We start from the raw sequence: 23,678 nt of genomic DNA on the forward strand, positions 1-23,678 counted from the left end.
ATCGGTCTCGTCGGGGGACATCGGAGCAGGCCGGGCCTGCCGCCAAAAGCAAACGGCCCCGCATGCAGGGCCGTCGGGACAAAGGCGCGCCGGGCGGCGCCGTCAGTCGATGCTGATGTTGGCGTCCTTGGCCACCTTGGCCCATTTCAGGCGGTCATTGTGTACCGTCTGGCGGAACGCCGCGGGGCTCTCGATGCGAATCGTGTTGCCCTGGCTTTCGAAACGTTCGCGCACATCGGGCTGTTCCAGCACCTGGCGAACGGCCGTGTTGAGCTTGGCGACGACGGGCGCCGGCGTGCCCTTGGGCGCAAAGATGCCGAACCAGATCGAGCTGTCGAACTTCTCCGTGCCCTTGATGCCGCTGGAGGCGATGGTCGGCACCTCGGAGATGGCGGCCACCGGCTTGGCCGTGGTCACGCCCAGCAGGCGCACCTTGCCCGCCTTGTAGTGCGGCAGCACGGTCTGGACCTGGTTCATGATGCAGCAGGTCTCGCCGCGCGTCACCGACAGGATGGCCTCGGGGCCGCCCTTGTAGGGCACATGGATCATGTCCAGGCCCAGGCGCGAATTGAACTCGGCAAACGCCATGTGGGTGCCGGCCCCGTTGCCGGTGGACGCGAAGTTGTACTTGCCCGGATTGGCCCGCACCGTGTCGACGAATTCCTTGAGCGTGCGCACGTCGATCACGTCGGGATTGATGGTGAGCACGTTGGAGACATCGAGCACCGGGGCGACGGGCACGAAGTCGGTCTCGACGTCGAACGGCAGCTTTTTATAGAGCGCGGCATTGCTGCCGTGCGTGGCGGCCGTGCCGAAGACCAGGGTATAGCCGTCCGGCCTGGCCCGTGCCACGTACTCGCTGGCGATGTTGCCGGCCGCGCCCGACTTGTAGTCGATGATGATCGGCTGGCCCAGCTTCTGCGCCAGCGGTTCCTGGATGGCACGTGCCACCACATCCACGCCGGAGCCTGCAGGAAAGCCCATGATCAGCATGATGGGCTGGTGCGGGTAGTCGGTGTCCTGGGCGTGCAGGGGCGCGGCGAGCGCCGTGCAGGCGGCAGCGGCGATGGAGAAGGAGCGCAAGGCGGTGCGTAGCATGGTGGAGAACCCGGGAGAGCGAGAAGATGCAATCGGAGCAGGCAATTTGTGCGCCAGCCCCCAAGCGATCCCATTGTCCCGAAAAATTCATAACCACATGCCATATGCATATATCAGCGTTGCGCTGTGAAATCGCCCACGTGAATGACCGCGTGCGTGGCATGTCGCCATAATGTGCCCGGTTCGGTGCATGCCTCGCGTGCGCCATGCGATGCCTTCCAGCCCCCCATTGAGGATGCCATGTCTTTTTCTCCTTACGACGCCGAAAGCGCTGCGGCCGTGCTGACCTCGGCACGGCTTGCGCCGGCGCAGCGGCCACTCGATCTGCCCGAGTTCCTGCGTCCGTCCGATGAAGCCCAGGCCTATGCCGTCCAGGACATCGTGGTGCAGTCGCGCGGTGTGGTCGCCGGCTGGAAAGTGGGCGCAGCGTCGCCCGAAGCCGAGCCCGCGCGCAGCGCCCTGACCGCCGATTCGGTGCATGTCGGCGAGTTCGTGGCCCTCAATGCGGCGGCTTTCCATGTCATCGGCGTGGAGGCCGAACTGGCTTACGAGATCGTGGCCGATCTGCCGCCGCGCGAGCAGCCCTACAGCGAAGCGGAAGTGCTGGACGCGGTCGGATCGGTGCGGGTCGCCATCGAGGTCTGCGACACCCGCTACGCCCAATGGGGCCAGCAGGATGCGCTCAGCCGCCTGGCCGATCAGGCCAACCATGGCGCGCTGATCATCGGCTCGGGCCGGCAGGATTTCCGCCAGGTCGCACCGCTCGAGCAGCCCGTGAGCATCAGCGTCAACGGTCGCGTGGCCGTGGCGCACGAGGCCGGCGGCAACTCGGCCGGCCATCCCTTCCGTCTGCTGGTGTGGCTGGCCAACGTGGGCGCGCGCAGCCTGGGCGGCCTCAAGGCCGGCCAGTGGGTCACCACGGGTTCGTGCACCGGCTCGGAGTTCGTGCAGCCGGGCGCCCGTGTGGTGGCCGATTTTCCCGGCGTGGGACGGGCCGAGATCAGCGTGAGCTGAGGAGCGGGCTCAGCCCACCACGCCCACGCGGGCGATTTCCGCGTAGAGGCGCTGCAGCCAGACCTTCACGCGCTGGCGTTCGATCAGCCCCAGTGCGGAACCGTTCGGGTCTTGCGGATTGATGGCGGCCCAGAAGCTGGCGCCATGGCTGTCGATGCGCTGCACGGTGTTGTCCGGCAGCCGGGGCATGGCCAGTGCCAGCGCGCCGCGTTCCTCGGCGCGGGCCTTCACGCCGCTGCTCTGCAGTTGCTCGAACTGGTCGCCGCGGATCTCGTTGAGCACCAGAACCAGGCGCACGCGCGGATCCAGCTCGTCGATCAGCCGGGACAGCAGGCTCACCGAGTCGTGGCCGGCATCCATCACGTGCCAGTAGGTCAGACCGATCTGCAGCTCGGCGGCCAGGCCGGGCACGTCCGCGCTCTGCAGCCAGGCCTGCAGCGAGCCGTGGGTCTGGGCGGCGAGGTCGATCAGCACGCTGAGCTGGCCGTCCTCGGCAGCGGCCTCGACGGCGCGGTCCAGGCCGTCGGTCTTGGCGGGCACGATGGGTTGGGTGTAGTCCGCGTAGTAGCGCAGCAGCGAGCCGTGCGACTGGTCGCTGTCGAAGGCTGCCAGCGGCAACTCATGGTCGATGAGGTACTGGGCCAGGACGCGCGCGAACAGGGATTTGCCGACGCCGCCTTTTTCGCCGCCGATGAAATGGATGGAGCTCATGTATCTTGCGTAGTTGGGTTGCATGCGTGCCGGGTTCTGCGGCGCGACATGTTGCCGGTGCGGCTCGTCCATTGTGGCAGGCTTGCGTGACGGTAAGGGTGCAGGACGGCATATCGTGTCGCGGCCCGGCCGGGGCCGGCATCGCCAGCCACGTGCTCAGGCTTGTCGCATGCTGCAGGCGAACGCCGGCCAACCGTGCCACACTCCGGCCTTCGCGCACCCGATGGCCGTGCCGATCGATATGAGCACCTCTTCCTCTTCCTCTTCCTCCTCCCCCTCCTCTGCGTCTTCGTCCGCCGTGCCGTCCGGCTCGATGGCCGCAGGCATCGCCATGGCCCTGCTGGGCTCCATTGCTTTCAGCGGCAAGGCCATCATCGTCAAGCTGGCGTATCGCTACGGCGTGGATCCGGTCACCCTGCTGATGTACCGCATGCTGTTTGCACTGCCGGTTTTCCTGTTGATGGGCTGGTGGGCGGGCCGTGGCAAACCCGGCCTGGGGCTGCGCGACTGGCTGGGCGTGGCCTGGCTGGGTTTCACGGGCTATTACCTGGCGAGTTATCTCGACTTCGCGGGGCTGCACTACATCAGTGCCAGCCTGGAGCGGCTCATCCTCTATCTCAACCCCACGCTGGTGCTGCTGCTCGGCATGCTGATGTACAGGAAGCGGCCGCAGCCGGCGCAGTGGGTGGCCATGGGCGTGAGCTACGCGGGCGTGCTGCTGGTCTTCGGCCACGAGATGCGCTTCGACGGCTGGGGCACCGCCATCGGCGCAGGGCTGGTTCTGGGCAGCGCGGTGAGCTATGCGGTCTACCTGGTCTACAGCGGCGAGCTGGTCAAGCGGCTGGGCTCGCTGCGCCTGGCGGGGCTGGCCAGCAGTGCAGCCTGTGTATTCTGTATCCTGCAGTTCGTGGTGACGCAGCCGCTGTCGGCGGCCGTGGTGGCCCCCGAGGTGATCGGGCTGTCCGTGCTCAATGCCACGGCCTGCACCGTCATTCCGGTGCTGCTGGTCATGATGGCCATCGAACGCATCGGGCCGGGGCTGGCCGCGCAGGTCGGCATGATCGGTCCGATGTCCACCATCCTCATGGGCATCTGGCTGCTCGGCGAGCCCTTCAATGCATGGATCGTGGCCGGCACCGCGCTGGTCATGGGCGGTGTCTACATCGTCACGCGGCGCAAGTCGTGAGTGGGCCGCGCGGCGGCAGTCACTCGATCAATCAGTCAACAGTCAGTCAATCAATCAGAAAAGGAGATCGCGATGGATTTGGGTTTGAAAGGCAAATGGGCATTGGTCGGCGGTGCCAGCAAGGGGCTGGGCCTGGGCTGCGCCACGGCGCTGGCTGCCGAAGGGGTCCATGTGGTGATGGTGGCGCGCGGCGCGCAGGCACTCGAGGAGGCCGCGGCCCGGCTGAGCAGCCAGTACGGCGTCAAGGCCTTGGCCGTGGCTGCCGACATCACCACCGAGGCCGGCCGCGAAGCGGTCTTCTCGCACGCCGAAGGTCCGGGCCGTGATTTCGACATCGTGGTCACCAACGCAGGCGGACCGCCTCCCGGCAATTTCCGCGACTGGGATCGCGAAGCCTGGATCAAGGCGCTCGACGCCAACATGCTCACGCCGGTGGCGTTGATCCAGGCCACCATCGACGGCATGCTGGCGCGCGGGTTCGGCCGCATCGTCAACATCACGTCGAGCTCGGTCAAGGCGCCGATCGACATCCTGGGCCTGTCCAACGGCGCACGCAGCGGCCTCACGGGTTTTGTCGCCGGCGTGGCGCGCAACCCCGAGATCGCCGCCAAGGGCGTGACCATCAACAACCTGCTGCCGGGCCGCTTCGACACCGACCGGCTGGCCACCACGCTGAGCAAGACCGCCCAGCAGCACAACGTCAGCACCGACGAGGCCCGCAAGATCGTCGGCAAGACCATTCCCGTGGGCCGGCTGGGAGACCCCGCCGAATTCGGCCAGGTCTGCGCTTTCCTGTGCAGCCGCCAGGCGGCCTACATGACCGGCCAGAACATCCTGCTCGACGGCGGCGCCTACCCCGGAACCTACTGAGGCCCCGGCACTAGCGCGAAGCGTCCGGCAGGGCGGCCATCGGGCCGGTGCGCCAGGCGCCGCCGCCCGCCAGCCACAGCTGGTGGGTGTGGAAGGCGTCCAGCGTACTGCGATGGCCGATGCTGACGATGGTGGCCTGCGGCAGCTCGGTGCGCAGCAGCGTGTAGAGCATGTGCTCCAGCCCCTCGTCGGTGGCCGAGGTGGCCTCGTCGAGGAAGACCAGCCGGGGGCGGTTGAACAGCACGCGTGCAAACGCCAGGCGCTGCTGTTCGCCGATGGACAGGATGCGAGACCAATCGGTGCTCACGTCCAGTTGGCCGGCCAGATGGCCCAGCTGCACCTGCTGCAGCACGGCCTGGATGCGGTCGTCGTCGGCCGCGCCGGTTTCCGACGGATAGGCCAGCGCCGTCCGCAGATCGCCCAACGGCAGGTAGGGGCGCTGGGACAGGAACAGCGTGTCCGCCCCGGCCGGCCGTTCGACCTGGCCCTGGACATGCGGCCACAGGCCGGCAAGCGCGCGCAGCAGCGTCGTCTTGCCGCTGCCCGACGGGCCCTTGATCAGCAGCGCCTGGCCGGGTTCCACGTCGAGCGCCAGCCCGCTGACCAGCGGCTGGCCGTCGGGCTTGCGGGCGTCGAGTGCCCGAATGTGCAGGCCGCTGTCGGCGGGCGCGGCCTCGATCGCCGGCAGCGCGCGGGCATCGCGGTTGGCCTCCATGAAACCCGTCAGGCGGTCGAGCACCGCGCGGTACTGGGCAAATGCGTCGTACGAGGTGCGGAAGAACGACAGGGCATCCTGCACCTGGCCAAAGGCCTGCGACGTCTGCATCACGTCGCCGAGCTTGATGGCCCCGCTGAAGAATCGCGGCGCCTGCAGGATGAACGGGAACACCACCGCCACCTGGCTCACGCCCAGGTTGTAGCCATCGAACTTCAGGCCCCGGAACAGCAGCGCCCAGGCGTTGGAGATGACCGCGCCGAAGCGGCCGGACAGCGCCTGCCGCTCGACCGTGCCGCCCCGGTAGAACGCGATGTTCTCGGCGTACTCGCGCAGCCGCACCAGCGCATAACGGAAGTTGGCGCTGAGTTTCTCGGCCAGGAAGTTCAGCCGGATCAGCGGGCGGCCGATGCGGAACGCAAAGAAGGTGGCGACGATCACGTAGACATACACCAGGAAGACCATGGCGCGCGGCACCTCGACGCCGGCCACCGTCATCGGCCCCGACAGCGCCCAGAGGATGCCCGTGAAGGCCACCAGGGACACCACCGCGCTGACGGCCCCGATCGACAGGGCGCGCGAAGCCGTCACATAGGCCGCGATGTCGCGTTCGATGCGCTGGTCGGGGTTGTCGATGGGCTCGCCCAGGAACTGCTCGCGGTAGTAGGCCTCGCCGTCGAGCCAATCCTGCGTCAGGCGCTGGTTGAGCCACACGCGCCAGCGGATGTCGAACGATTGGCCGATGTAGGCATTGAGCAGCACGCTGCCGACGTGAATGGTGGCCAAGACGCCGAAGAGGGCGATGTAGGACCAGAAGGCCGGCTGGTCGAGCGCCTGCAGTGCGCTGTAGAAACCGTTGTACCAGAACGAAAAAAGCACCGACAGCCGAACCGCGAACAGCGCAAAGAACAACAGCAGCGCCACCGCGCCCAGGGGCTTCCAGCCGTTGCGGCGCGGGTCGAGGTAGGCGCCGCCGAGCCGCCAGAACTGCCGGCCCCAGCGGGTGTAACGCACGGCCAGGGCGCCCAGCGCCGCAGCGCCCACGCAGACAATCACATAGGCCTGCAGCAGCCAGAGCGCGCTGCGGCCCAGTTCGGTATTCCAATCCATTCGATCATCCCGGTTCAGTCATGGGGGAGGGCGCCGGCGTGCCGCTGCACGGTGCTGCACCTTGCGGCCCAGGCACCATGAAGCACGGTGCATGCCAGTGAACCCTCGGCGCCATTGTGGCGCCAATCCCCTTAGGCCCGGCTTAACCGGCGGGCCGGGAGACCCGCTTCGGCGTCAGAGATTGCCAAGCGCGCCCAGTCCGCCCTTGAGCGGCTTGCCATTGACCTCGAGCCGGCCCTTGTCGAAGAGCACCGTGCTGCGCAGGCGTTCGCCGTCGCGCACGGCCAGGCCTTGCCGCACCAGTTCCTCGATCAGGGCCCGGGCGCCGGCCGGCGTGAGCGTGCCGCCGTCGTCCAGCGCCGATTCGCGTGCCATCCACTCGACCCAGCTCGTCGGCACGCTGGCGGTGGCGTCGAGCCGCAGCCGGCTCATGGCGAGCAGCGACAGGGGCACGTCCTGCTCCTGGGGCGTGATGCCGGGCATGCCGAGCTTGTACGACAGTTCGCCTTGCTGGCCGTCGATCTCGACCGTCAGCGTGTCGAGCGCGTACTCGGGGTTGTAGGCCAGCAGGGCCGAGAGGTTGTTGCGCATGATGGCGGCAGCCCCTTCCGTGTCGTCGCTGCTCAGGCCGGCGATCTTTTCGGCCATGCGCAGATAGGTCGGTGCGTGCAGCCGCGTCAGCGAGGTCCGGACCTCGAAACGGTTGATGGGCAGCTCGCCGGCCTGGCCCGAGCCAGTCACCTGCAGCATGCCGTCGAGCAGGTCGCCCGACATCTTGTTGGTCTGCTGGAACTGCACGTTCTGCAGCGCCAGCGCAAAAGGCTGTCCGTCGTCGGCGGTCTCGTCGGCGCGTACGCTGAGCTGGCCGATCTGGCCTTCGTCGCGACCGGACAGCGCCCACAGGGCGTTCATGGACTTGTCGATGCCGCGCAGGCTCAGGCCGCTGAAGCCCAGGTGCATGCCGTCGTCCGGGTTGTCGAGCTGCAGGCCCGGTGCGGTCAGCTCGTAGTTGAGGGTCTGCGCCTGCCCGGCACTCGTCAGCGAGCCCTGGAAGCCCTGCCAGTTCATGGTGTCGCCGCCCGGTGTCGCCCACTGCAGGGAGGGCCCTTCGAAGCGGCTGCTGAAGTCGCCCGAGAAATCGACGTCGGTGGTGGCCGTGGCCAGGGTCTGGCCGGCCAGTGTCGCGGCGATCTCGGGGGTGGACCGCGCATCGAGCGTGAGCGTGGAGTCGACGCTGGCCGCACCGACCGAGCGCAGGCTGGTGAGGGGGCCGTGGGTGATGCGGTCGCTGAGCACGAAGGTCAGGAACAGCGGCGCCGCAGCCTCGGCGGAGTCGGCATCGTCGTCCTCGTCGCTCTGTTCGTCGGCCGTCTGTTCTTCTTCCTCGCCTTCCTGGTCGGCCTGCGGGTTGTCGCTGCCGTTGCTGTCCGGCGCGGCGGTCTGTTCCTCGGTCGTCTCAGGCGACTGGTTCTCGTCGACCGTGCTGTCCGGGCGTCCGTACTGCAGGGTGACCGTGCTGGTGGAGTGCCAGAAGCCCCGCTCGTACTGATGGTCGAGCACCGTGATGCCCGGGTAGCGCTGCTGCAGCAGGGCGATCTGTTCGGCGTAGAGGGTCTCGGTCCGTTTGCCGGCCCACCAGGTGGCGCTGCCATAGGCCACGGCGGCCAGGGCAACGGCGCTGAGGGCGTATACGGCGGTTTTTTTCATGGATGGCTCGAGCGAAAAGTGAAAAGACGTGGAAAGAAGGGCTCGCTGCAGGCCAGTCCGGCAGGGCATGACATGCCCCGCAGTTTAGGGGCTTTGCACGACCCCGGCATGTGACGGCAGGTAACAGCGGCCCGCCCGGCCGGCCGCTTGCGGCGATCCGCTCCGGGTCTTATTGCAGACCTTCCTCGACCAGTTCGGCCGCGCGCAGCATGGCGCGTGCCTTGGCTTCGGTTTCTTTCCATTCGAGTTCGGGCACGGAGTCGGCCACCACGCCGGCCGCGGCCTGCACGTACAGCGTGTCGTCCTTGATGATGCCGGTCCGGATGGCGATGGCCACGTCCATGTCGCCGGCATAGCTGATGTAGCCGCAGGCGCCGCCATACAGGCCCCGTTTGCTGGGCTCGAGCTGGTCGATGAGCTCCATCGCATGGACCTTGGGCGCGCCGGTCAGTGTGCCGGCCGGGAAGGTCGCCTTCAGCACGTCGATGGCCGACATGCCCTCGTTGAGCTTGCCCTCGACATTGCTGACGATGTGCATCACATGGCTGTAGCGCTCGACCGCGAAGGCCTCGGTGACCTCGACGCTGCCGGTCTGCGCGATGCGCCCGATGTCGTTGCGTGCCAGGTCGATCAGCATGACGTGTTCGGCCCGTTCCTTCGGGTCGGCCACGAGTTCGCGTTCGGCGGCCTTGTCGGCCTCGGGGGTGTTGCCGCGCGGGCGCGTGCCGGCCAGCGGGCGGATGGTGATCTTCTGGGCTTCTTCGCCGTTGAAGATGGTGGATTCCTGGCGCACCAGGATTTCGGGCGAGGCCCCCACCACATGGAAATCGCCCAGGTTGTAGTAATACATGTAGGGACTGGGGTTCAGCGAACGCAGCGCGCGGTACAGCGACAGCGGCGACTCCGTGTAGCGTTTCCTGAGCCGCTGGCCCACCTGCACCTGCATGAAGTCGCCCGCGGCGATGAGTTCCTTGGCCCGCTCCACGGCCGCGATGTAGTCGGCCTTGGCGAACTCGCGCTCGACGGCATGCGGGGCCGTGGGCCGGATGATCGGCGCCGAGACCGAGTACTTGAGCTGCTCGCGCAGCTCGCGCAGGCGGCGCTTGGCCGTGGCGTAGGCTTCGGGCTGGGCCGGATCGGCATAGACGATCAGGTAGAGCTTGCCCGAGAGGTTGTCGATGACCGCCAGTTCCTCGCATTGCAGCAGCATGATGTCCGGGCAGCCCAGCGTGTCGGGCGGGCACGATTTCTCGAGCTTGCGCTCGATGTAGCGCACGGTGTCGTAACCGAAGTAGCCGGCCAGCCCGCCGCAGAAGCGCGGCAGACCCGGGCGCAGCGCGACCTTGAAGCGTTTCTGGTACGCCGCGATGAAGTCCAGCGGGTTGCCGTGGTCGGTCTCGGTGACCTGGCCGTCGGTCACGACCTCGGTGCGGGCCTGATCGCCGAAGCCGCTGGCGCGCAGATGCGTGCGGGCCGGCAGGCCGATGAAGCTGTAGCGGCCAAAGCGCTCGCCGCCGACCACCGACTCCAGCAGGAAGCTGTAGGCGCCGCTGTCCTTGGCGTGCGCCAGCTTCAGGTAGAGCGACAAGGGGGTTTCCAGATCCGCGAAGGCCTCGACCATGAGGGGAATGCGGTTGTAGCCTTGCTGGGCCAGGCTTTTGAATTCGAGTTCGGTCATCACGCAGCGAGCCTCCTGTGCTCGGGAGCGCCGGGCAGGGGCGCTCGGGTCATTTCTATCGGTCGGGAAGTTGGGGGTCCTGCCGTTGCCGCGCCGGAGGGCGGCCGCGGCGGGTTACCGGCGGTGGACGCGGGCGGACGCCGCGTCAATCAGAAATGCGCATTGCATGGCTGGCGCCAGGGCCAGGCTCCCCGGTCGGCGCGACCTTTTTGAGCAATGCGATGAACGAACATAGTGGCTGCGAGTGTAGCAAAGGCCGGCGCCGTGCCGGCCGCATGAATCAATCCGGTGCGCTGTCGGCCTCGTCCGCATCGGCAGGGCCGGTTTCGGCGCGGGGCTGCCGGTTGGCCGGACGGGCCAGGATCTCGAGGTAGAACTGCTGGCGGCCCTCGGCCCGGGCCGCGTTCACGCATTCGGTGATGGCCGAGAGATGGATGGCTTCGGCATGGGCTTCGTCGGCGCCGAAGCGGCAGTCGAAGTCCCAATAGTCCGCACCCTTGGGCAGGGCCTTGTTGCGTTCGCGCTGGATGTATTTGCGGATGTCGTGCTTGACGGCTTCGAACACGCGGTCGGGATTTTTGCCTTCGGCGTGGAGCAGGAACGTCTTCTTCATGGCGGGGACCTGGTGGGCGGCCCGGGGAACTGCGGCGGGAATCCGCCAGCGCCGGGACGCGCAAACGTCCCATTATGCGCGTCGCGGGCGTCGCGGCCTTGCAACAGGGGGCGAGAGAGCGACACGCGCCCGGCAGACGGCGGGGCGCAAAATGGCGCTCCCAGGTCAAAACACCGGAACTCGCCGAGGCGGTTTCCGGCCGCCCGCGTGTCAGACAGCAAAACCCCACTCCCCGCACTCGTGCTCGGCGCCATCGGCGTTGTCTATGGCGACATCGGCACCAGCGTGCTGTATGCCGTCAAGGAGGTCTTCGGGCACGGACACGTGCCCTTCACCATCGACAACGTCTACGGCATCCTGTCGATGTTCTTCTGGACGCTGACCATCATCGTTTCGTTCAAGTACGTGCTGCTGGTGCTGCGCGCCGACAACGCGGGCGAGGGCGGGCTGGTGGCCATGCTGGCGCTGGCGTCGCAGGCGGTGGCCGACAAGCCCCGGCTGCGCAGCGTGCTGCTGGTGGTGGGCATCTTCGGCACCTCGCTGTTCTATGGCGACGGCGTCATCACGCCGGCGGTCTCGGTGCTCTCGGCCGTCGAGGGGCTGGAAGTGATCTCGCCGGCGCTGCATCCCTTCGTGCTGCCGGTCACGCTGGTGGTGCTGTTCCTGCTGTTTGCCGTGCAGAAGCGCGGGACCGCAGGCATCGGCAAGTTTTTCGGCCCCATCACGCTGACCTGGTTCGTGGCGATCGCCGCGCTGGGCGTGTGGCAGATCGTCGGGCACCCCGAAATCCTCAAGGCCATCAGCCCGACCTATGCGGCGGGTTTTGCAATCGACAATCCGGTGACCGCCTTTGTGCTGCTGGGCGCCATGGTGCTGTGCGTGACCGGTGCCGAGGCCCTGTACGCCGACCTCGGGCACTTCGGGCGCCGGCCGATCCGCCTGGCCTGGTACCTGGTGGCCATGCCCGCGCTCACGCTCAACTACTTCGGGCAGGGCGCGCTGCTGCTCGAGACGCCCGAGGCGGTGAAGAACCCCTTCTACATGATGGCGCCCGAATGGGCCGTGATTCCGCTGGTGCTGCTGGCCACGGCTGCCACCGTCATCGCCTCGCAGGCCCTCATCACGGGGGCCTTCAGCGTCACGCGGCAGGTCATCCAACTGGGCTACCTGCCGCGCATCACCGTGCAGCACACCAGCGTGCGGGCGGCCGGGCAGATCTACATTCCCTTCGTCAACTGGGGGCTGTTCGTGGCCATCGTGCTGGCGGTGCTGCTGTTCAGGAACTCCAGCAGCCTGGCCGCGGCCTACGGCATCGCGGTCACGCTGGACATGCTCATCACCACCATCCTGACCTTTTTCGTCATTCGCTACGCCTGGAAGTACCCGCTGGTGCTGTGCCTGGCCGCCACCGGCTTTTTCCTGGTGGTCGATGTGCTGTTCTTTGCCTCCAACCTGCTCAAGCTGGGCGACGGCGGCTGGTTCCCCCTGTTCATCGGCGGCGCCGTCTTCATCCTCATGCAGACCTGGAAAGAGGGCCGCCGGCTGGTGACCGAGGCGCAGCGCGCCGACGCCATCGACCTGCGCAGCTTCCTCGATGCGGTCTTCATCAGTCCGCCTGCCCGGGTCGAGGGCACGGCCGTGTTTCTGACGGCCACGCCCGGCATCGTGCCCAATGCCCTGCTGCACAACCTCAAGCACAACAAGGTGCTGCACGAGGAGAACCTGTTCGTCACCCTGCGCCAGCACGAAGTGCCCTGGATTCCGCTCGAAGGCCGGATCCAGATCGAACCGCTGGGCCGCCATTGCTGGCAGGTGATCGTGAACTACGGGTTCAAGAACGACGTCGACCTGCCGCGTGCGCTGGCCAACGCCAAGCTGCGCGGCTGCCAGATCGATCCGATGACGACCAGTTATTTCCTGTCGCGCGACATCGTCATCCCGACGCTGGGCAGCGGCATGGCTCCCTGGCGCGAGAAGCTGTTTGCGCAACTGCACCACAACGCGGGCGGCGCGGCCGACTATCTGCACCTGCCGAGCAATGCCGTGGTGGAGCTCGGCGGCAAGGTCGAGATCTGACCCTGCGCCTCAGGGCTGCGGTGCGCGCAGGACCGCCGCAGGGGCGCGCGGACGGTCAGGGCGGCGACGGCTGGCGCTGCGACGGAGCCTGGGAGCGTGCGGCCAGGCCGGCGACGAGTTGCCAGATGTCGGCCGCCATGGGGCTGAGCGCCCGGTGACGCCGCCGCACGAGCATGATCCGGCGTTCCACGCGCGGCAGCAACGGGCGCACCACGAGAGTCTGGGACGAGCCGAGGTCGGGGGCGACCAGGCCGGGCAACACGCTCACCCCCAGGCCGGCCTCGACCATGCGGAAGGCCGTCGTCACGTGGCCGAGTTCCTGCACCACCTCGGCGGCGATGCCCTGCTGGGCCAGCGACTGGTCGATCAGGCGCCGGCTGCCGGACGCGTGGTCGAGCAGCACCAGCGGCTGTCCGTCGAGCCGCTGCCAGTTCAGCGACCGGTGGCGCGCCAGCGGATGGTCGGCGCGGCAGACCAGCACGAAAGGATCGTGCTGGATGACTTCGGTGTCCAGATCCTGGGTGTCCTGCGGTTCGATGACGGCAGCGAAGTCGACCTCGCCGGCCCGCACGCTGGCCAGTACGTCCTGTTGCACGCGGTCGAGCAACTGCAGGCGCAGGTCGGGCCAGCGGCGCGCGCTTTCGGCGATGCAGGCCGGCATGAGCTGGGCCGACAGCGTCGGACTGCTGCCCACGCGGACCGTGCCGCGCCGCTGGCCGGTCAGGTCCTGGATATCGCCGAGGGCCAGTTCCAGGTCGTCGATCGGGCGTTCGAGCTTGGCCGCCAGGCTGCGTCCGGCCTGCGTGAGTTCGACCAGCCGCGTGGTGCGGTTGACCAGGGCCAGCCCGACCTGGCTCTCGAGCTCGTGGATGATGCGGCTGACGGCCGGCTGGGTCAGGCCCATGCGGTCGCCGGCCCGGCTGAAATTGCGCAGTTCCGCCACGGCCAGGAAGACACGCAGCTGACGCAAGGTGATGTTGGCGGTTGAACTCATGATCGATCCTGATGAATTCATCAGATAAATACATTTCTCTTTTGAATCGCTCTGCAGTGTAATCGGCACCTTTCCCGGAATAACCGGCCCAAGAAGGCCTTTTCATCATGTCCCGACCTCGTTTCCTGCCCGACAACTTCACGCTGATGCTGGTGTGCACCGTCATTCTGGCCAGCCTGGTGCCCGCCTACGGCCAGGGCGCCACGCTCTTCAAGGGCATCACCACGCTGGCGGTGGCCGCGCTGTTCTTCCTGCACGGCGCGCGCCTGTCGCGTGAATCCATTGTGGCCGGTGCGCTGCACTGGCGGCTGCACCTGATGGTGCTGGCCAGCACCTTTGTGCTGTTTCCGCTGCTGGGATTGGCGTTGCGCCCGCTGCTCGGCCCGCTCGTCGGTCCCGCGCTGTATGTGGGGGTGCTGTACCTGTGCGTGCTGCCGTCGACCGTGCAGTCCTCCATCGCCATGGTGTCGATCGCCCGCGGCAATATTCCCGCAGCCGTCTGCAGCGCCTCGGCCTCGACCCTGCTGGGCATCTTCATCACCCCCATGCTGGTGGGCCTGCTGGTGGCCACGCAGGGCTCTGCCGTCGCTGCGGGCGGACTCGAAGCCATCGGCCGCATCCTGCTGCAGTTGTTCGTGCCGTTCGTGAGCGGCCATCTGCTGCGCCCGTGGATCGGCGGCTGGGTCAAGCAGCGCGCCAAACTGCTCAAGGTCGTGGACCAGGGCTCCATCCTGCTGGTGGTCTACACGGCCTTCAGCGCGGCCGTGATCGAAGGCCTGTGGCACCACGTGTCGTGGACCGAACTGGGCGGTCTGCTGGTGATCTGCGCGGTGCTGCTGGCGCTTGCGCTGGGCTTGACCGCCTGGTCGGCACGGCGTCTGGGGTTCAGCGAGGAAGACCGCATCACCATGATGTTCTGCGGTTCCAAGAAAAGCCTGGCCAGCGGTGTGCCCATGGCCAATGTGCTGTTTGCAGCCAGTGCGGTGGGCGCGATCCTGCTGCCCATCATGCTGTTCCACCAGATGCAGCTGATGGTGTGTTCGGTCTTGGCTCAACGCTATGCCCGCCGTGCCATGGCACGCGAGGCCGCTCAAGCGGCGTTGCCCGCCGCCGCCCAGCCGCAGGACGCGGTTTCACGCTGAAGCGCGGCGGCACATCGAAAAAAAGCCCCCGGAGACCTTGCGGTCCCCGGGGGCTGTTCCTTTGGGTGTTCTCTTTTTCTTCATGCAGCCGGATGCCCGGCCGTGTCTGCCTTACAGGGGCATTTCGCGATGGGTGCTCAGGCTGGCGTAGCTGGCGCGGCTGGTGCTGCGGGCTTCGGCCTGGACTTGTTCGCGGCTCAGGGTCGAACGGGCTTGAATCACGGGGTAGGCGGTGTTGTCGCCGGCAGACAGCAGCGAGCCGTCTGCACGAGCCTGGGCCAGATCGGCCTGCACTTCGGCGCGGCTGACTTGGGTGCCTTGTGCGGTGTCGGCGGGGAAAGCGGGGTTGTTCAGGTTCTCTGCAAAGCTGGCGGTGGCGCCCAGGCTGGCGGCAGCGAAAACGAAAGCGGCGAGAGTGCGGTTCATGATGTGTTCCTTTGGTTGATGACGATGCTTGCACGCCCCGGATCCAAGTGGCCCGGGGTTCGATGAGTGCTTGTTTTTTCAGTTCATCTCATCGATGGGCTCAACTGTAGACCTCATCATCCGGCCGATAAAGGCCGCTGCGCTCAACAGATCGTTTCCAAAAATAGAACAGTGGATCGCCGATGGCCTACACGCCGGGCGTGCCGGCCTGTGTTCATCGTTGCGCGGGCAACTGCAATTGGGGATGGGCCGCGAACAGCTCGACCGCCCAGTCGACGAACACGCGCACCTTGGCGCTGAGATGGCGGTTGGGCGGATACACCACATGCATGGGCAGCGGCTCGCAGTGCCACTCGGGCAGGATGCGGACGAGTTCGCCGCTCTTGAGCTGCCCGTCGACCAGGAAGGCCGCGCACTGGGCAATGCCGAGGCCCGCGCGCAATGCGGCATGCAGCGCATTGCTTTCGTTGACGGCCAGCGTGCGCGCGTTGCCGCTGATGTCCTCCACCTGGCCGTCGCGGCGGAACTCGATGGGGTACAGGTGGCGCGTGCGGCTCGAGAAATACTGGATCAGGCGATGGCCGTCCGTCTCGATGTCGGCGGGCGTGGCCGGTGTGCCGTGGCGCTCGAGGTAGGCGGGCGCGGCAACGGTCACGAAAGGCAGGTTGCCGATGCGGCGCGCGACCAGGGACTGGTCGGTCAGTTCGCCGCCGCGGATCACGCAATCGACGTTGTCGGCGACCAGGTCGACCATCTGGTCGCTGACGCCGAGCTCGAGCTGGATGTCCGGATAACGCGCGTAGAAATCGTCCAGCGCGGGAATGATGAGCAGGCGGGCGATGGACGATCCGACATCCACCCGCAGACGTCCGCGGGGCGAGGCCTGCGCATTGGTGATGCTGGCCTCCATCTCGTCGAATTCGTTGATGAGGCGGGCGCTGCGCTCGTAGTAGGCCGCACCGTCGGGTGTGACGGTCACGCGCCGCGTGGTGCGATTGAGCAGCCGGGTGCGCAGCCGGGCCTCCAGGGCCTGGATCAGCTTGGTGACAGTGCCTTTGGGCAGGCCGAGCGAATCGGCCGCGCGCGTGAAGCTGCCCGCTTCGACGACACGAACGAACACGCGCATGGCCTGGAGTGCATCCATAGGGAGAGATTTCCTTTCGCGGCGGATTCTCACACGGGCGGCCGGGCCGATTGTTGGTCTGTTGGAAACGGTGTATGAGCGGCAGGGCCATTTTTCCGAAACGCCACAGGGGATAGTATTTGCATCGTCTGCTTTTGTCTTTTTCTCTTTTACTGTCTGCCGACGCTCGATGACCTCCATGCCATGACTACCGCTCAACGTTCCCCCGCCGACGATCGCGAAAGCGATCTGACCCTCGAATGGCCCGGCCATGCGCCGCTGGCCGCGCGCCTCTATGGCCGCAGGGTTGCTGCCGGCGGGCCGCTGGTGCTGCATTTCCATGGCGGAAACTTCACCGGCGGCGGCCTCGAGAACGGAGCGCTCGTGGCCCGCGAGCTGGCCCGCAGCAATGCCGTCGTGCTGTCCCTGGCCTATCCCGTGGGCGATGCCCACCCCTTCCCGGACGCCGTGGACGCCGGCTATGTGGCGCTGGAATGGGCCTGGCGGCATCGCGTCAAGCTGGCCGGCAAGGCCGCCCGCCTGTACCTGGCCGGAGAAGAGGCGGGCGGCAACGTGGCTGCCGGCGTGGCCCTGATGGCACGCGACCGCTCCCATCCGCCCCTCGCCGGCCAGATCCTGCTGTCGCCCATGCTCGATCCGTGCTCGGGCACCTCGTCGCTGAGGCAGGTCGTGCGCGATGCCACCACCTGCCGCTGGGCGGAGGGCTGGAGCACCTATCTGCGCTCGCCCGGCGACACCACCCATCCGTATGCCGTGCCGGGCGCGTCGCTGCGGCTTGCCGGCTTGCCGCCGACACTGGTGCTGGTCAGCCGGGGCGATCCGATGCACGACGAAGGGCTGGCCTATGCCTGCCGGCTGGCGCAGGCCGGGATCTGCGTGCAGTCCGCCGAGCTGTGTCCGGCGGAGTGTTGGCCTGCGGCGCTCTATGAACCGGCCAGCCCCGAACAGGCCGGTTGCGAAGTGATGCAACTGCATTTCCGCAACTTCCTGGGAACGGCCGATACGCCGCATGAGGCGCCCACCGACAAGACGCCAGTCCGGTCCTGATTTAACCCTCGTTTGAAGACAACGTCGTTCTGGCCCCGAGGGGCCGGTCCGGCCGCTGCATTGCCCATTTTTTTAGATCCATGTGCCCTAGGCAAGAGGAAGGAAGAACCATGTCCCAAACATCGAACCGAGAAAACCGCCGCAGGCGGCTCTGGCCTGCAGCCACCGTGACAGCCACGCTGGTGGCCGTGACCGCGCTGGCCTGGGGTCTGCTGGGCGGCGAAGGCGCGCCCGTCTCCGCCGCCCAGGCCAGCGTGGCGGCCGAACCGGCGGCCGTGCCGGTCACGGTGGCCGAAGTCGAATCGCGGCAGATCACGCCGTGGCAGGACTATTCCGGCCGGGTCGAGGCCGTGGAGCGTGTGGACGTGCGCTCGCGTGTCGCGGGCGCCGTGCAGTCGCTGCATTTCCGGGAAGGGGCCCTGGTGAAGAAGGGCGACCTGCTCATCACCATCGACCCCGCGCCCTACGCGGCCGAGCTCGACCGTGCCGAGGCCCAGGTGGTGGCCGCGCAGGCGCGGGTCGCCTACAGCCGCAGCGAAGCCAGCCGGGCCCGCCGTCTGCTCGACGACCATGCGATCGCGCAGCGGGAGTTCGACGAGCGCCAGAACGCCCAGCTCGAGGCCGAGGCGACCTTGCGCGCGGCTCAGGCGGCCAGCCGCTCGGCGCGTCTCAGCCTCGATTACACCCAGGTTCGTGCACCGGTCGCCGGCCGTGTCGGACGGGTCGAAGTCACCGTGGGCAACCTGGTCGCCGCAGGCCCGGGCGCGCCTGTGCTGACCACGCTGGTCTCGGTCGACCCGATCTACGCCAGTTTCGATGCCGAGGAGGGTGCCGTGGCGCAGGCCCTGGCGGCCTTGCCCGACGAACGCGGTGCGGCCGGGCGGCTGGATCTGATCCCGGTGCGCATGGGAACGGCGGCGATGGACGGCACGCCGCTGGCCGGCCGTCTGCAACTGATCGACAACCAGGTCAACGCCAGCAGCGGCACCGTCAGGCTGCGGGCGGTGTTCGGCAATGCCGACGGATCGTTGATGCCCGGGCAGTTCGTGCGTCTGCGCATGGGACAGCCCACGGCCACGCAGGCCGTGCTGATCGACGAGAAGGCGGTGGGTACGGATCAGAGCCGCCGTTACGTCATGGTCGTCGATGCCGACGACAAGGCCGTCTACCGCGAAGTCACGCTGGGTGCGCCCGTGGACGGCATGCGGGTCGTGACGCAGGGGCTCGCAGCCGGTGAGCGCGTCGTGGTCAACGGCCTGCAGCATATCCGTCCGGGTGTCCGTGTGGCCCCCGTTCCAGAAGCATTGAAGAAGGCCCAGGTCGCTGGAGCCCGGTCATGAACATTTCCCGATTTTTCATCGACAGGCCCATTTTTGCGGGCGTGCTGTCGCTGCTGATCCTGATCTCGGGGCTGCTGGCTCTGCGGGTGTTGCCGATTTCCGAGTACCCGGAGGTGGCTCCGCCGTCGGTGGTGGTGCGTGCGCAGTATCCCGGCGCCAATCCCAAGGTGATCGCCGAGACGGTGGCCACGCCCCTGGAAGAACAGATCAACGGGGTCGAGGGCATGCTCTACATGGGCAGCCAGGCCACCACCGACGGGGTGATGACGCTCACCGTCACGTTCCGCCTGGGAACCGACCCCGACAAGGCGCAGCAGCTCGTGCAGAACCGGGTGGCGCAGGCCGAGCCGCGCCTGCCCGAAGAGGTGCGCCGGCTGGGCCTGACCACGGTCAAGAGTTCGCCCAACATCACCATGGTGGTTCACCTCGTGTCGCCCAACGGGCGCTACGACATGGACTACCTGCGCAACTACGGCGTGCTCAATGTGAAGGACAGGCTGGCCCGCATCGGCGGCGTCGGGCAGGTACAGATCTGGGGTGGCGGCGAATACGCCATGCGGGTGTGGCTCGACCCGCAGAAGGTCGCTCAGCGCGGCCTCTCGGCCTCGGACGTGGTGGCGGCCATCCGCAGCCAGAACATCCAGGCCGCGGCCGGTGTGGTCGGCGCCTCGCCCGGCCTGCCGGGCGTGGATCTGCAACTGTCGGTGAACGCACAGGGGCGCCTGCAGAACGAAGAGGATTTCGGCGACATCATCGTCAAGGGGGCCGAAGGCGGCTCGACGCAGGTCGTGCGCCTGCGCGACGTGGCGCGTCTCGAACTGGGCGCGGCGGACTATTCGCTGCGTTCGCTGCTGGACAACCAGCAGGCGGTGGGCATCGGCGTGTTCCAGTCGCCGGGCTCCAACTCGCTCGAGATCAGCGACCAGGTTCGCCAGACCATGGCCGAGCTGGCGCACAACATGCCCGAGGGCCTGGAGTACCGCATCGCCTACGACCCGACCCAGTTCGTGCGCGCATCCATCGATTCGGTGGTGCACACGCTGCTCGAGGCCGTGGCGCTGGTGGTGCTGGTGGTCATCCTGTTCCTGCAGACCTGGCGGGCCTCCATCATCCCGCTGCTGGCCGTGCCGGTCTCTGTCGTCGGCACCTTCGCCGTGCTGCACATGCTGGGTTTCTCGATCAATGCCCTGAGCCTTTTCGGCCTGGTGCTGGCCATCGGCATCGTGGTCGACGATGCGATCGTGGTGGTGGAGAACGTCGAACGCAACATCGAAGCCGGCCTGACGCCGCGTGCGGCCACCTACCGGGCCATGCGTGAAGTGTCCGGTCCCATCATTGCCATCGCGCTGGTGCTGGTGGCCGTGTTCGTGCCGCTGGCCTTCATCAGCGGGCTGACGGGCCAGTTCTATCGCCAGTTCGCGGTGACCATCGCGATCTCGACCGTGATCTCGGCCATCAACTCCCTGACCCTGTCGCCAGCACTGGCGGCGCTGCTGCTGCGCGGGCACGATGCCCCCAAGGATGCGCTGACCCGGGGCATGGACCGCGCCTTCGGCTGGTTCTTCTCGCGTTTCAACCGCGGTTTTTCGCGTGCCGGGGACGCGTACGGCAGGGGTGTGGGCCGCGCCATTTCGCGCAAGGTGCTCATGCTGGCGATGTATGCGGGGCTGATCGTGCTGACGGTGGGACTGTTCAAGTCGGTGCCCAGCGGCTTTGTGCCCGCACAAGACAAGCAGTACCTGATCGGTTTTGCACAGCTGCCCGACGGCGCCACGCTCGACCGCACCGACCGCGTGATCCAGCGCATGGGCGACATCATGAAGCAGAACCCCAACGTCGAAGGCACGCTGGCTTTCCCGGGACTGTCGATCAACGGGTTCACCAACAGCTCGAACTCCGGCATCGTGTTCGCCATGCTCAAGCCCTTCGACCAGCGTCGCGAGGCCGACCAGAGCGGACAGGCCGTGGCCGGACAGCTCAACGCGGCGTTCGCAGGCATCCAGGATGCCTTCGTGGTGATGTTCCCGCCGCCGCCGGTCGAGGGCCTGGGCACCACGGGCGGCTTCAAGCTGCAGCTCGAGGACCGCGCCTCGGTGGGCTACGAACAGATGGACGCCGCGGTGGCGGCCTTCATGGCGAAGGCCCGCCAGGCCCCCGAGCTCACCGGCCTGTTCACGAGCTGGCAGGTCAACGTGCCGCAGCTCTATGCCGACATCGACCGCACCAAGGCGCGGCAGTTGGGCGTGCCCGTGGCCGACATCTTCGACACGCTGCAGATCTATCTCGGCAGCCTCTACGCCAATGACTTCAACCGTTTTGGCCGCACCTACAGCGTCAGGGTCCAGGCCGATGCACCGTACCGCGCGCGGGCCGAGGACATCGGCCAGCTCAAGGTCCGCTCGGCATCGGGCGAGATGATCCCGCTGTCGGCGCTGATGAGGGTCGAGCCCAGTTTCGGGCCCGAGCGGGCGATGCGCTACAACGGCTTCCTGTCGGCCGACATCAACGGCGGTCCGGCTGCGGGCTATTCCAGCGGCCAGGCCCGCGAAGCCATCGAACGCGTCGCCGCCGAAACGCTGCCGGCCGGGGTGTCCTTCGAATGGACCGAGCTCACCTACCAGGAAATCCTGGCCGGCAATTCGGCGCTCATCGTGTTCCCGCTGGCCATCCTGCTGGTGTTCCTGGTGCTGGCGGCGCTGTACGAAAGCCTGACGCTGCCGCTGGCCATCATCCTGATCGTGCCCATGGGCGTCATGGCGGCCATGGCCGGGGTCTGGCTGGATGGGGGCGACAGCAATGTGTTCACGCAGATCGGACTGGTGGTGCTGGTCGGCCTGTCGGCCAAGAACGCGATCCTGATCGTCGAGTTCGCGCGGGAGCTCGAATTTGCCGGCCGCACGCCGCTGCAGGCCGCGATCGAGGCCTGCCGGCTGCGCCTGCGCCCCATCCTGATGACGTCGCTGGCCTTCGTGATGGGGGTGCTGCCCCTGGTGCTGGCCACCGGGGCCGGCGCGGAAATGCGCAGCGCCATGGGCGTCGCCGTGTTCGCGGGCATGCTGGGCGTGACGGCCTTCGGCCTGTTCCTCACGCCGGTCTTCTACGTGCTGCTGCGCCGGCTGGCGGGCAACCGGCCGCTGCGCCAGCACGGCCCGGCGCCGTTCGACGAAGACGATGCCGCTCCGCAGGCACCCGCCGCGCACGGCCCCGGCGCCGTCGCTCTGCCTGTGCCGGCCGCTCCCTTGAACCCACATGTTTGAATCCGGAAAAGACACCATGCCTGCCTATCGTTTTGCTCCCGAGTCCAGCCGGTCCGCCTGGCGCAAGCTGGCGTGGCCGCTGATGCCCTTGATGGCGGCCCTGGTCCTGGCCGGATGCGCCACGGCGCCGTCCGACGTTCCTGCCGCACTCGACACCCTGCCGGCGCAGTTCAAGGAACAGGCCCGGCAATCCCTGGCGCCCGAGGATGCCGGCCGCTGGGTCGCCACCGCGCCTGCCGAGGCGCAGCCCCGCGGCGAATGGTGGCGTGCGTTCGGCGACACCCGGCTCGACGCGCTGGTCGAACGCGCCGGCACCGCCAACAGCAGTGTCCAGCAGGCCGCGGCCCGGCTGGCGCAGGCTCGTGCACTGCTGCGCAGCGCACAGGCCGATCGCCTGCCCCAAGTCGGCATCAATACCGGTGCCGGACGCGAGGCCGGCCTGGAGAGCACCGGCAGCAGCCAGCCGGCGACCGTGCTGAAGGCGGGCGCCGAGCTGTCGTATGAAGTCGATCTGTTCGGGCGGCTGGCCCGTGCGCGGGATGCCGCGTCGCTGGACGCGCAGAACCGTGCCGCCCTGCTCGAGAGCGTCCGGCTGCTGGCGCAGGCCAACACGGCACAGACCTATCTGGCCTTGCGCGCACTCGATGCCGAGCGGCAGCTGGTGCGGGAGTCGGTCGAGATCTACCGCGACACCCTGCGCCTGACCGAGCGCCGCCAGCAAGCGGGCGACCTGGCCGAGCTGGATGTGGCCCGGGCCCAGACCGAGCTGGCCGCCACCGAATCCGATGCGCTGGCGCTCGACCGCCAGCGGGCCCAGTACGAACATGCCCTGGCCGTGCTGGTCGGCGAAGCGGCTTCGGGTTTTGCGCTGGCCGAGCAGGACTGGGACACCCGGCTGCCGGTGGTGCCGCCCGGATTGCCGGCCAGCGTGCTGGCGCGGCGTGCCGACGTTTCGGCCGCGCAGGCCGCCGTGCTGGCGGCACAGGCCCGCGTGGGGGTGGCCCAGGCCGCCTGGTTCCCGCGCATCATGCTCACGGCCAGCGGCGGTTATGCGTCGCCCGACATCGGCGATCTGCTGCAGTGGTCGATGCGTTCCTGGGGGATCGGTGCGCTGCTGTCCTTGCCGATCTTCGATGGCGGCCGCCGGGAGGCCGGCGTGCGGCAGGCTGCCGCTCAGCTCGACGAGGCCCTGGCCGGCTATCGCGGGCAGGTGCTGGGGGCGATCGCGGAAGTCGAGGATCAGCTGTCGTCGCTGCACCTGCTCGAGGCGCAGGCCCGGACCCAGTCGCGCGCCGTGGCCTCGGCCCGGCGGGCCACGCAGCTCAGCGACCTGCGCTACCGCAACGGTTATGTGAGTCAGCTGGATTTGCTGGATGCCCAGCGCAGCGAACTGCGCAACCGGCGGCAGGCCCTGCAGGTCCGGTCCGCGCAGTACCAGGCCACGGTGGCGCTGGTCCGGGCTCTGGGCGGGGGCTGGGATCCGCAGCCCCGGCAGGCGGCAGCCGCGCCGGGCGTCTGAGATCGCCTCGGGGCTCCGAGGCCCGCAGGGC

Annotated in this window: 18 protein-coding genes; 9 read left to right on the top strand and 9 right to left on the bottom strand. The window is 67.8% G+C overall.

The annotated features are described in order from the left end of the window. Positions 1-102: 102 nt before the first annotated feature. Positions 103-1,098, bottom strand: coding sequence for a tripartite tricarboxylate transporter substrate binding protein (locus tag EC845_RS18440; RefSeq protein ID WP_123299615.1), 996 nt, complete (start codon positions 1,096-1,098; stop codon positions 103-105). Positions 1,099-1,338: 240 nt separating this feature from the next. Here EC845_RS18440 and EC845_RS18445 point away from each other — a divergent pair, with 240 nt between their 5' ends. After that, entirely contained in the window at positions 1,339-2,112 is a 774-nt protein-coding gene (locus EC845_RS18445) for a 2-keto-4-pentenoate hydratase (RefSeq protein WP_123299835.1), read from the top strand. Between the two features lie 9 nt (positions 2,113-2,121). On the opposite strand, the gene EC845_RS18450 is transcribed toward EC845_RS18445, so the two are convergent. Continuing rightward, positions 2,122-2,823: a mobilization protein gene (locus EC845_RS18450; protein WP_123299836.1), complete on the bottom strand. Its 702-nt coding sequence runs from the start codon at positions 2,821-2,823 to the stop codon at positions 2,122-2,124. Positions 2,824-3,064: 241 nt separating this feature from the next. Between EC845_RS18450 and EC845_RS18455 the strand changes: the two genes are divergently transcribed. Continuing rightward, entirely contained in the window at positions 3,065-4,009 is a 945-nt protein-coding gene (locus EC845_RS18455; RefSeq protein ID WP_123299837.1) for a DMT family transporter, read from the top strand. Between the two features lie 72 nt (positions 4,010-4,081). Beyond that, a complete protein-coding gene (locus tag EC845_RS18460) occupies positions 4,082-4,879 on the top strand; it encodes an SDR family oxidoreductase (RefSeq protein WP_123299616.1) in 798 nt (265 codons plus the stop codon). A gap of 10 nt (positions 4,880-4,889) precedes the next feature. Here EC845_RS18460 and EC845_RS18465 read toward each other — a convergent pair whose 3' ends face one another. The 4 genes from EC845_RS18465 to EC845_RS18480 all read right to left on the bottom strand — a co-directional run bounded on the left by EC845_RS18465 (position 4,890) and on the right by EC845_RS18480 (position 10,702). Then, positions 4,890-6,704 carry an ABC transporter ATP-binding protein/permease gene (locus tag EC845_RS18465; protein WP_123299617.1) on the bottom strand — a complete coding sequence of 605 codons (1,815 nt, stop codon included), beginning with the start codon at positions 6,702-6,704 and terminating at the stop codon, positions 4,890-4,892. Positions 6,705-6,878: 174 nt separating this feature from the next. Next, positions 6,879-8,411, bottom strand: a complete 1,533-nt coding sequence (locus EC845_RS18470) for a YdgA family protein (RefSeq protein WP_158615730.1) — start codon at positions 8,409-8,411, stop codon at positions 6,879-6,881. 169 nt (positions 8,412-8,580) lie between these two features. Next, positions 8,581-10,092, bottom strand: coding sequence for an anthranilate synthase component I (trpE, locus tag EC845_RS18475; protein WP_123299619.1), 1,512 nt, complete (start codon positions 10,090-10,092; stop codon positions 8,581-8,583). Positions 10,093-10,369: 277 nt separating this feature from the next. Then, positions 10,370-10,702 (bottom strand): DUF6172 family protein, encoded by a 333-nt coding sequence (locus EC845_RS18480; protein ID WP_123299620.1) that lies wholly within the window; start codon positions 10,700-10,702, stop codon positions 10,370-10,372. A gap of 207 nt (positions 10,703-10,909) precedes the next feature. Between EC845_RS18480 and EC845_RS18485 the strand changes: the two genes are divergently transcribed. After that, positions 10,910-12,778: a potassium transporter Kup gene (locus tag EC845_RS18485; protein WP_123299621.1), complete on the top strand. Its 1,869-nt coding sequence runs from the start codon at positions 10,910-10,912 to the stop codon at positions 12,776-12,778. A 55-nt stretch (positions 12,779-12,833) separates the two neighbouring features. Here the strand turns inward: EC845_RS18485 and EC845_RS18490 are convergent, their stop codons facing one another. Beyond that, positions 12,834-13,772 (bottom strand): LysR family transcriptional regulator, encoded by a 939-nt coding sequence (locus tag EC845_RS18490; protein ID WP_123299622.1) that lies wholly within the window; start codon positions 13,770-13,772, stop codon positions 12,834-12,836. A gap of 107 nt (positions 13,773-13,879) precedes the next feature. Between EC845_RS18490 and EC845_RS18495 the strand changes: the two genes are divergently transcribed. Further along, a complete protein-coding gene (locus EC845_RS18495) occupies positions 13,880-14,914 on the top strand; it encodes a bile acid:sodium symporter family protein (RefSeq protein WP_123299623.1) in 1,035 nt (344 codons plus the stop codon). A 111-nt stretch (positions 14,915-15,025) separates the two neighbouring features. Here the strand turns inward: EC845_RS18495 and EC845_RS18500 are convergent, their stop codons facing one another. Then, positions 15,026-15,340 carry a DUF4148 domain-containing protein gene (locus tag EC845_RS18500; RefSeq protein ID WP_123299624.1) on the bottom strand — a complete coding sequence of 105 codons (315 nt, stop codon included), beginning with the start codon at positions 15,338-15,340 and terminating at the stop codon, positions 15,026-15,028. Positions 15,341-15,554: 214 nt separating this feature from the next. Further along, positions 15,555-16,484, bottom strand: a complete 930-nt coding sequence (locus EC845_RS18505; RefSeq protein ID WP_123299625.1) for a LysR family transcriptional regulator — start codon at positions 16,482-16,484, stop codon at positions 15,555-15,557. Between the two features lie 183 nt (positions 16,485-16,667). On the opposite strand from EC845_RS18505, the gene EC845_RS18510 reads away from it, so the two are divergent. The 4 genes from EC845_RS18510 to EC845_RS18525 all read left to right on the top strand — a co-directional run bounded on the left by EC845_RS18510 (position 16,668) and on the right by EC845_RS18525 (position 23,647). Beyond that, positions 16,668-17,531: an alpha/beta hydrolase gene (locus tag EC845_RS18510; RefSeq protein ID WP_123299626.1), complete on the top strand. Its 864-nt coding sequence runs from the start codon at positions 16,668-16,670 to the stop codon at positions 17,529-17,531. A 110-nt stretch (positions 17,532-17,641) separates the two neighbouring features. Beyond that, positions 17,642-18,871 (top strand): efflux RND transporter periplasmic adaptor subunit, encoded by a 1,230-nt coding sequence (locus EC845_RS18515; RefSeq protein WP_123299627.1) that lies wholly within the window; start codon positions 17,642-17,644, stop codon positions 18,869-18,871. Beyond that, positions 18,868-22,128: an efflux RND transporter permease subunit gene (locus EC845_RS18520; RefSeq protein ID WP_123299628.1), complete on the top strand. Its 3,261-nt coding sequence runs from the start codon at positions 18,868-18,870 to the stop codon at positions 22,126-22,128. The genes EC845_RS18515 and EC845_RS18520 overlap by 4 nt, the downstream gene beginning before the upstream one ends. Before the next feature lie 16 nt (positions 22,129-22,144). After that, on the top strand, positions 22,145-23,647 hold the full coding sequence (locus tag EC845_RS18525) for an efflux transporter outer membrane subunit (protein WP_123299629.1): 1,503 nt from the start codon (positions 22,145-22,147) through the stop codon (positions 23,645-23,647). The last annotated feature ends 31 nt before the right edge of the window (positions 23,648-23,678 follow it).

Source organism: Comamonas sp. BIGb0124 (genome assembly GCF_003752175.1).
Classification (GTDB): Bacteria; Pseudomonadota; Gammaproteobacteria; order Burkholderiales; family Burkholderiaceae_C; genus Comamonas_F.

What these genes read in the sequence shown, in the direction of transcription:
- EC845_RS18440 (WP_123299615.1), bottom strand. Translation starts at nt 1,098, where the DNA reads ATGCTACGCACCGCCTTGCGCTCCTTCTCCATCGCCGCTGCCGCCTGC.
- EC845_RS18445 (WP_123299835.1), top strand. Translation starts at nt 1,339, where the DNA reads ATGTCTTTTTCTCCTTACGACGCCGAAAGCGCTGCGGCCGTGCTGACC.
- EC845_RS18450 (WP_123299836.1), bottom strand. Translation starts at nt 2,823, where the DNA reads ATGAGCTCCATCCATTTCATCGGCGGCGAAAAAGGCGGCGTCGGCAAA.
- EC845_RS18455 (WP_123299837.1), top strand. Translation starts at nt 3,065, where the DNA reads ATGAGCACCTCTTCCTCTTCCTCTTCCTCCTCCCCCTCCTCTGCGTCT.
- EC845_RS18460 (WP_123299616.1), top strand. Translation starts at nt 4,082, where the DNA reads ATGGATTTGGGTTTGAAAGGCAAATGGGCATTGGTCGGCGGTGCCAGC.
- EC845_RS18465 (WP_123299617.1), bottom strand. Translation starts at nt 6,704, where the DNA reads ATGGATTGGAATACCGAACTGGGCCGCAGCGCGCTCTGGCTGCTGCAG.
- EC845_RS18470 (WP_158615730.1), bottom strand. Translation starts at nt 8,411, where the DNA reads ATGAAAAAAACCGCCGTATACGCCCTCAGCGCCGTTGCCCTGGCCGCC.
- EC845_RS18480 (WP_123299620.1), bottom strand. Translation starts at nt 10,702, where the DNA reads ATGAAGAAGACGTTCCTGCTCCACGCCGAAGGCAAAAATCCCGACCGC.
- EC845_RS18490 (WP_123299622.1), bottom strand. Translation starts at nt 13,772, where the DNA reads ATGAGTTCAACCGCCAACATCACCTTGCGTCAGCTGCGTGTCTTCCTG.
- EC845_RS18495 (WP_123299623.1), top strand. Translation starts at nt 13,880, where the DNA reads ATGTCCCGACCTCGTTTCCTGCCCGACAACTTCACGCTGATGCTGGTG.
- EC845_RS18500 (WP_123299624.1), bottom strand. Translation starts at nt 15,340, where the DNA reads ATGAACCGCACTCTCGCCGCTTTCGTTTTCGCTGCCGCCAGCCTGGGC.
- EC845_RS18505 (WP_123299625.1), bottom strand. Translation starts at nt 16,484, where the DNA reads ATGGATGCACTCCAGGCCATGCGCGTGTTCGTTCGTGTCGTCGAAGCG.
- EC845_RS18510 (WP_123299626.1), top strand. Translation starts at nt 16,668, where the DNA reads ATGACTACCGCTCAACGTTCCCCCGCCGACGATCGCGAAAGCGATCTG.
- EC845_RS18515 (WP_123299627.1), top strand. Translation starts at nt 17,642, where the DNA reads ATGTCCCAAACATCGAACCGAGAAAACCGCCGCAGGCGGCTCTGGCCT.
- EC845_RS18520 (WP_123299628.1), top strand. Translation starts at nt 18,868, where the DNA reads ATGAACATTTCCCGATTTTTCATCGACAGGCCCATTTTTGCGGGCGTG.
- EC845_RS18525 (WP_123299629.1), top strand. Translation starts at nt 22,145, where the DNA reads ATGCCTGCCTATCGTTTTGCTCCCGAGTCCAGCCGGTCCGCCTGGCGC.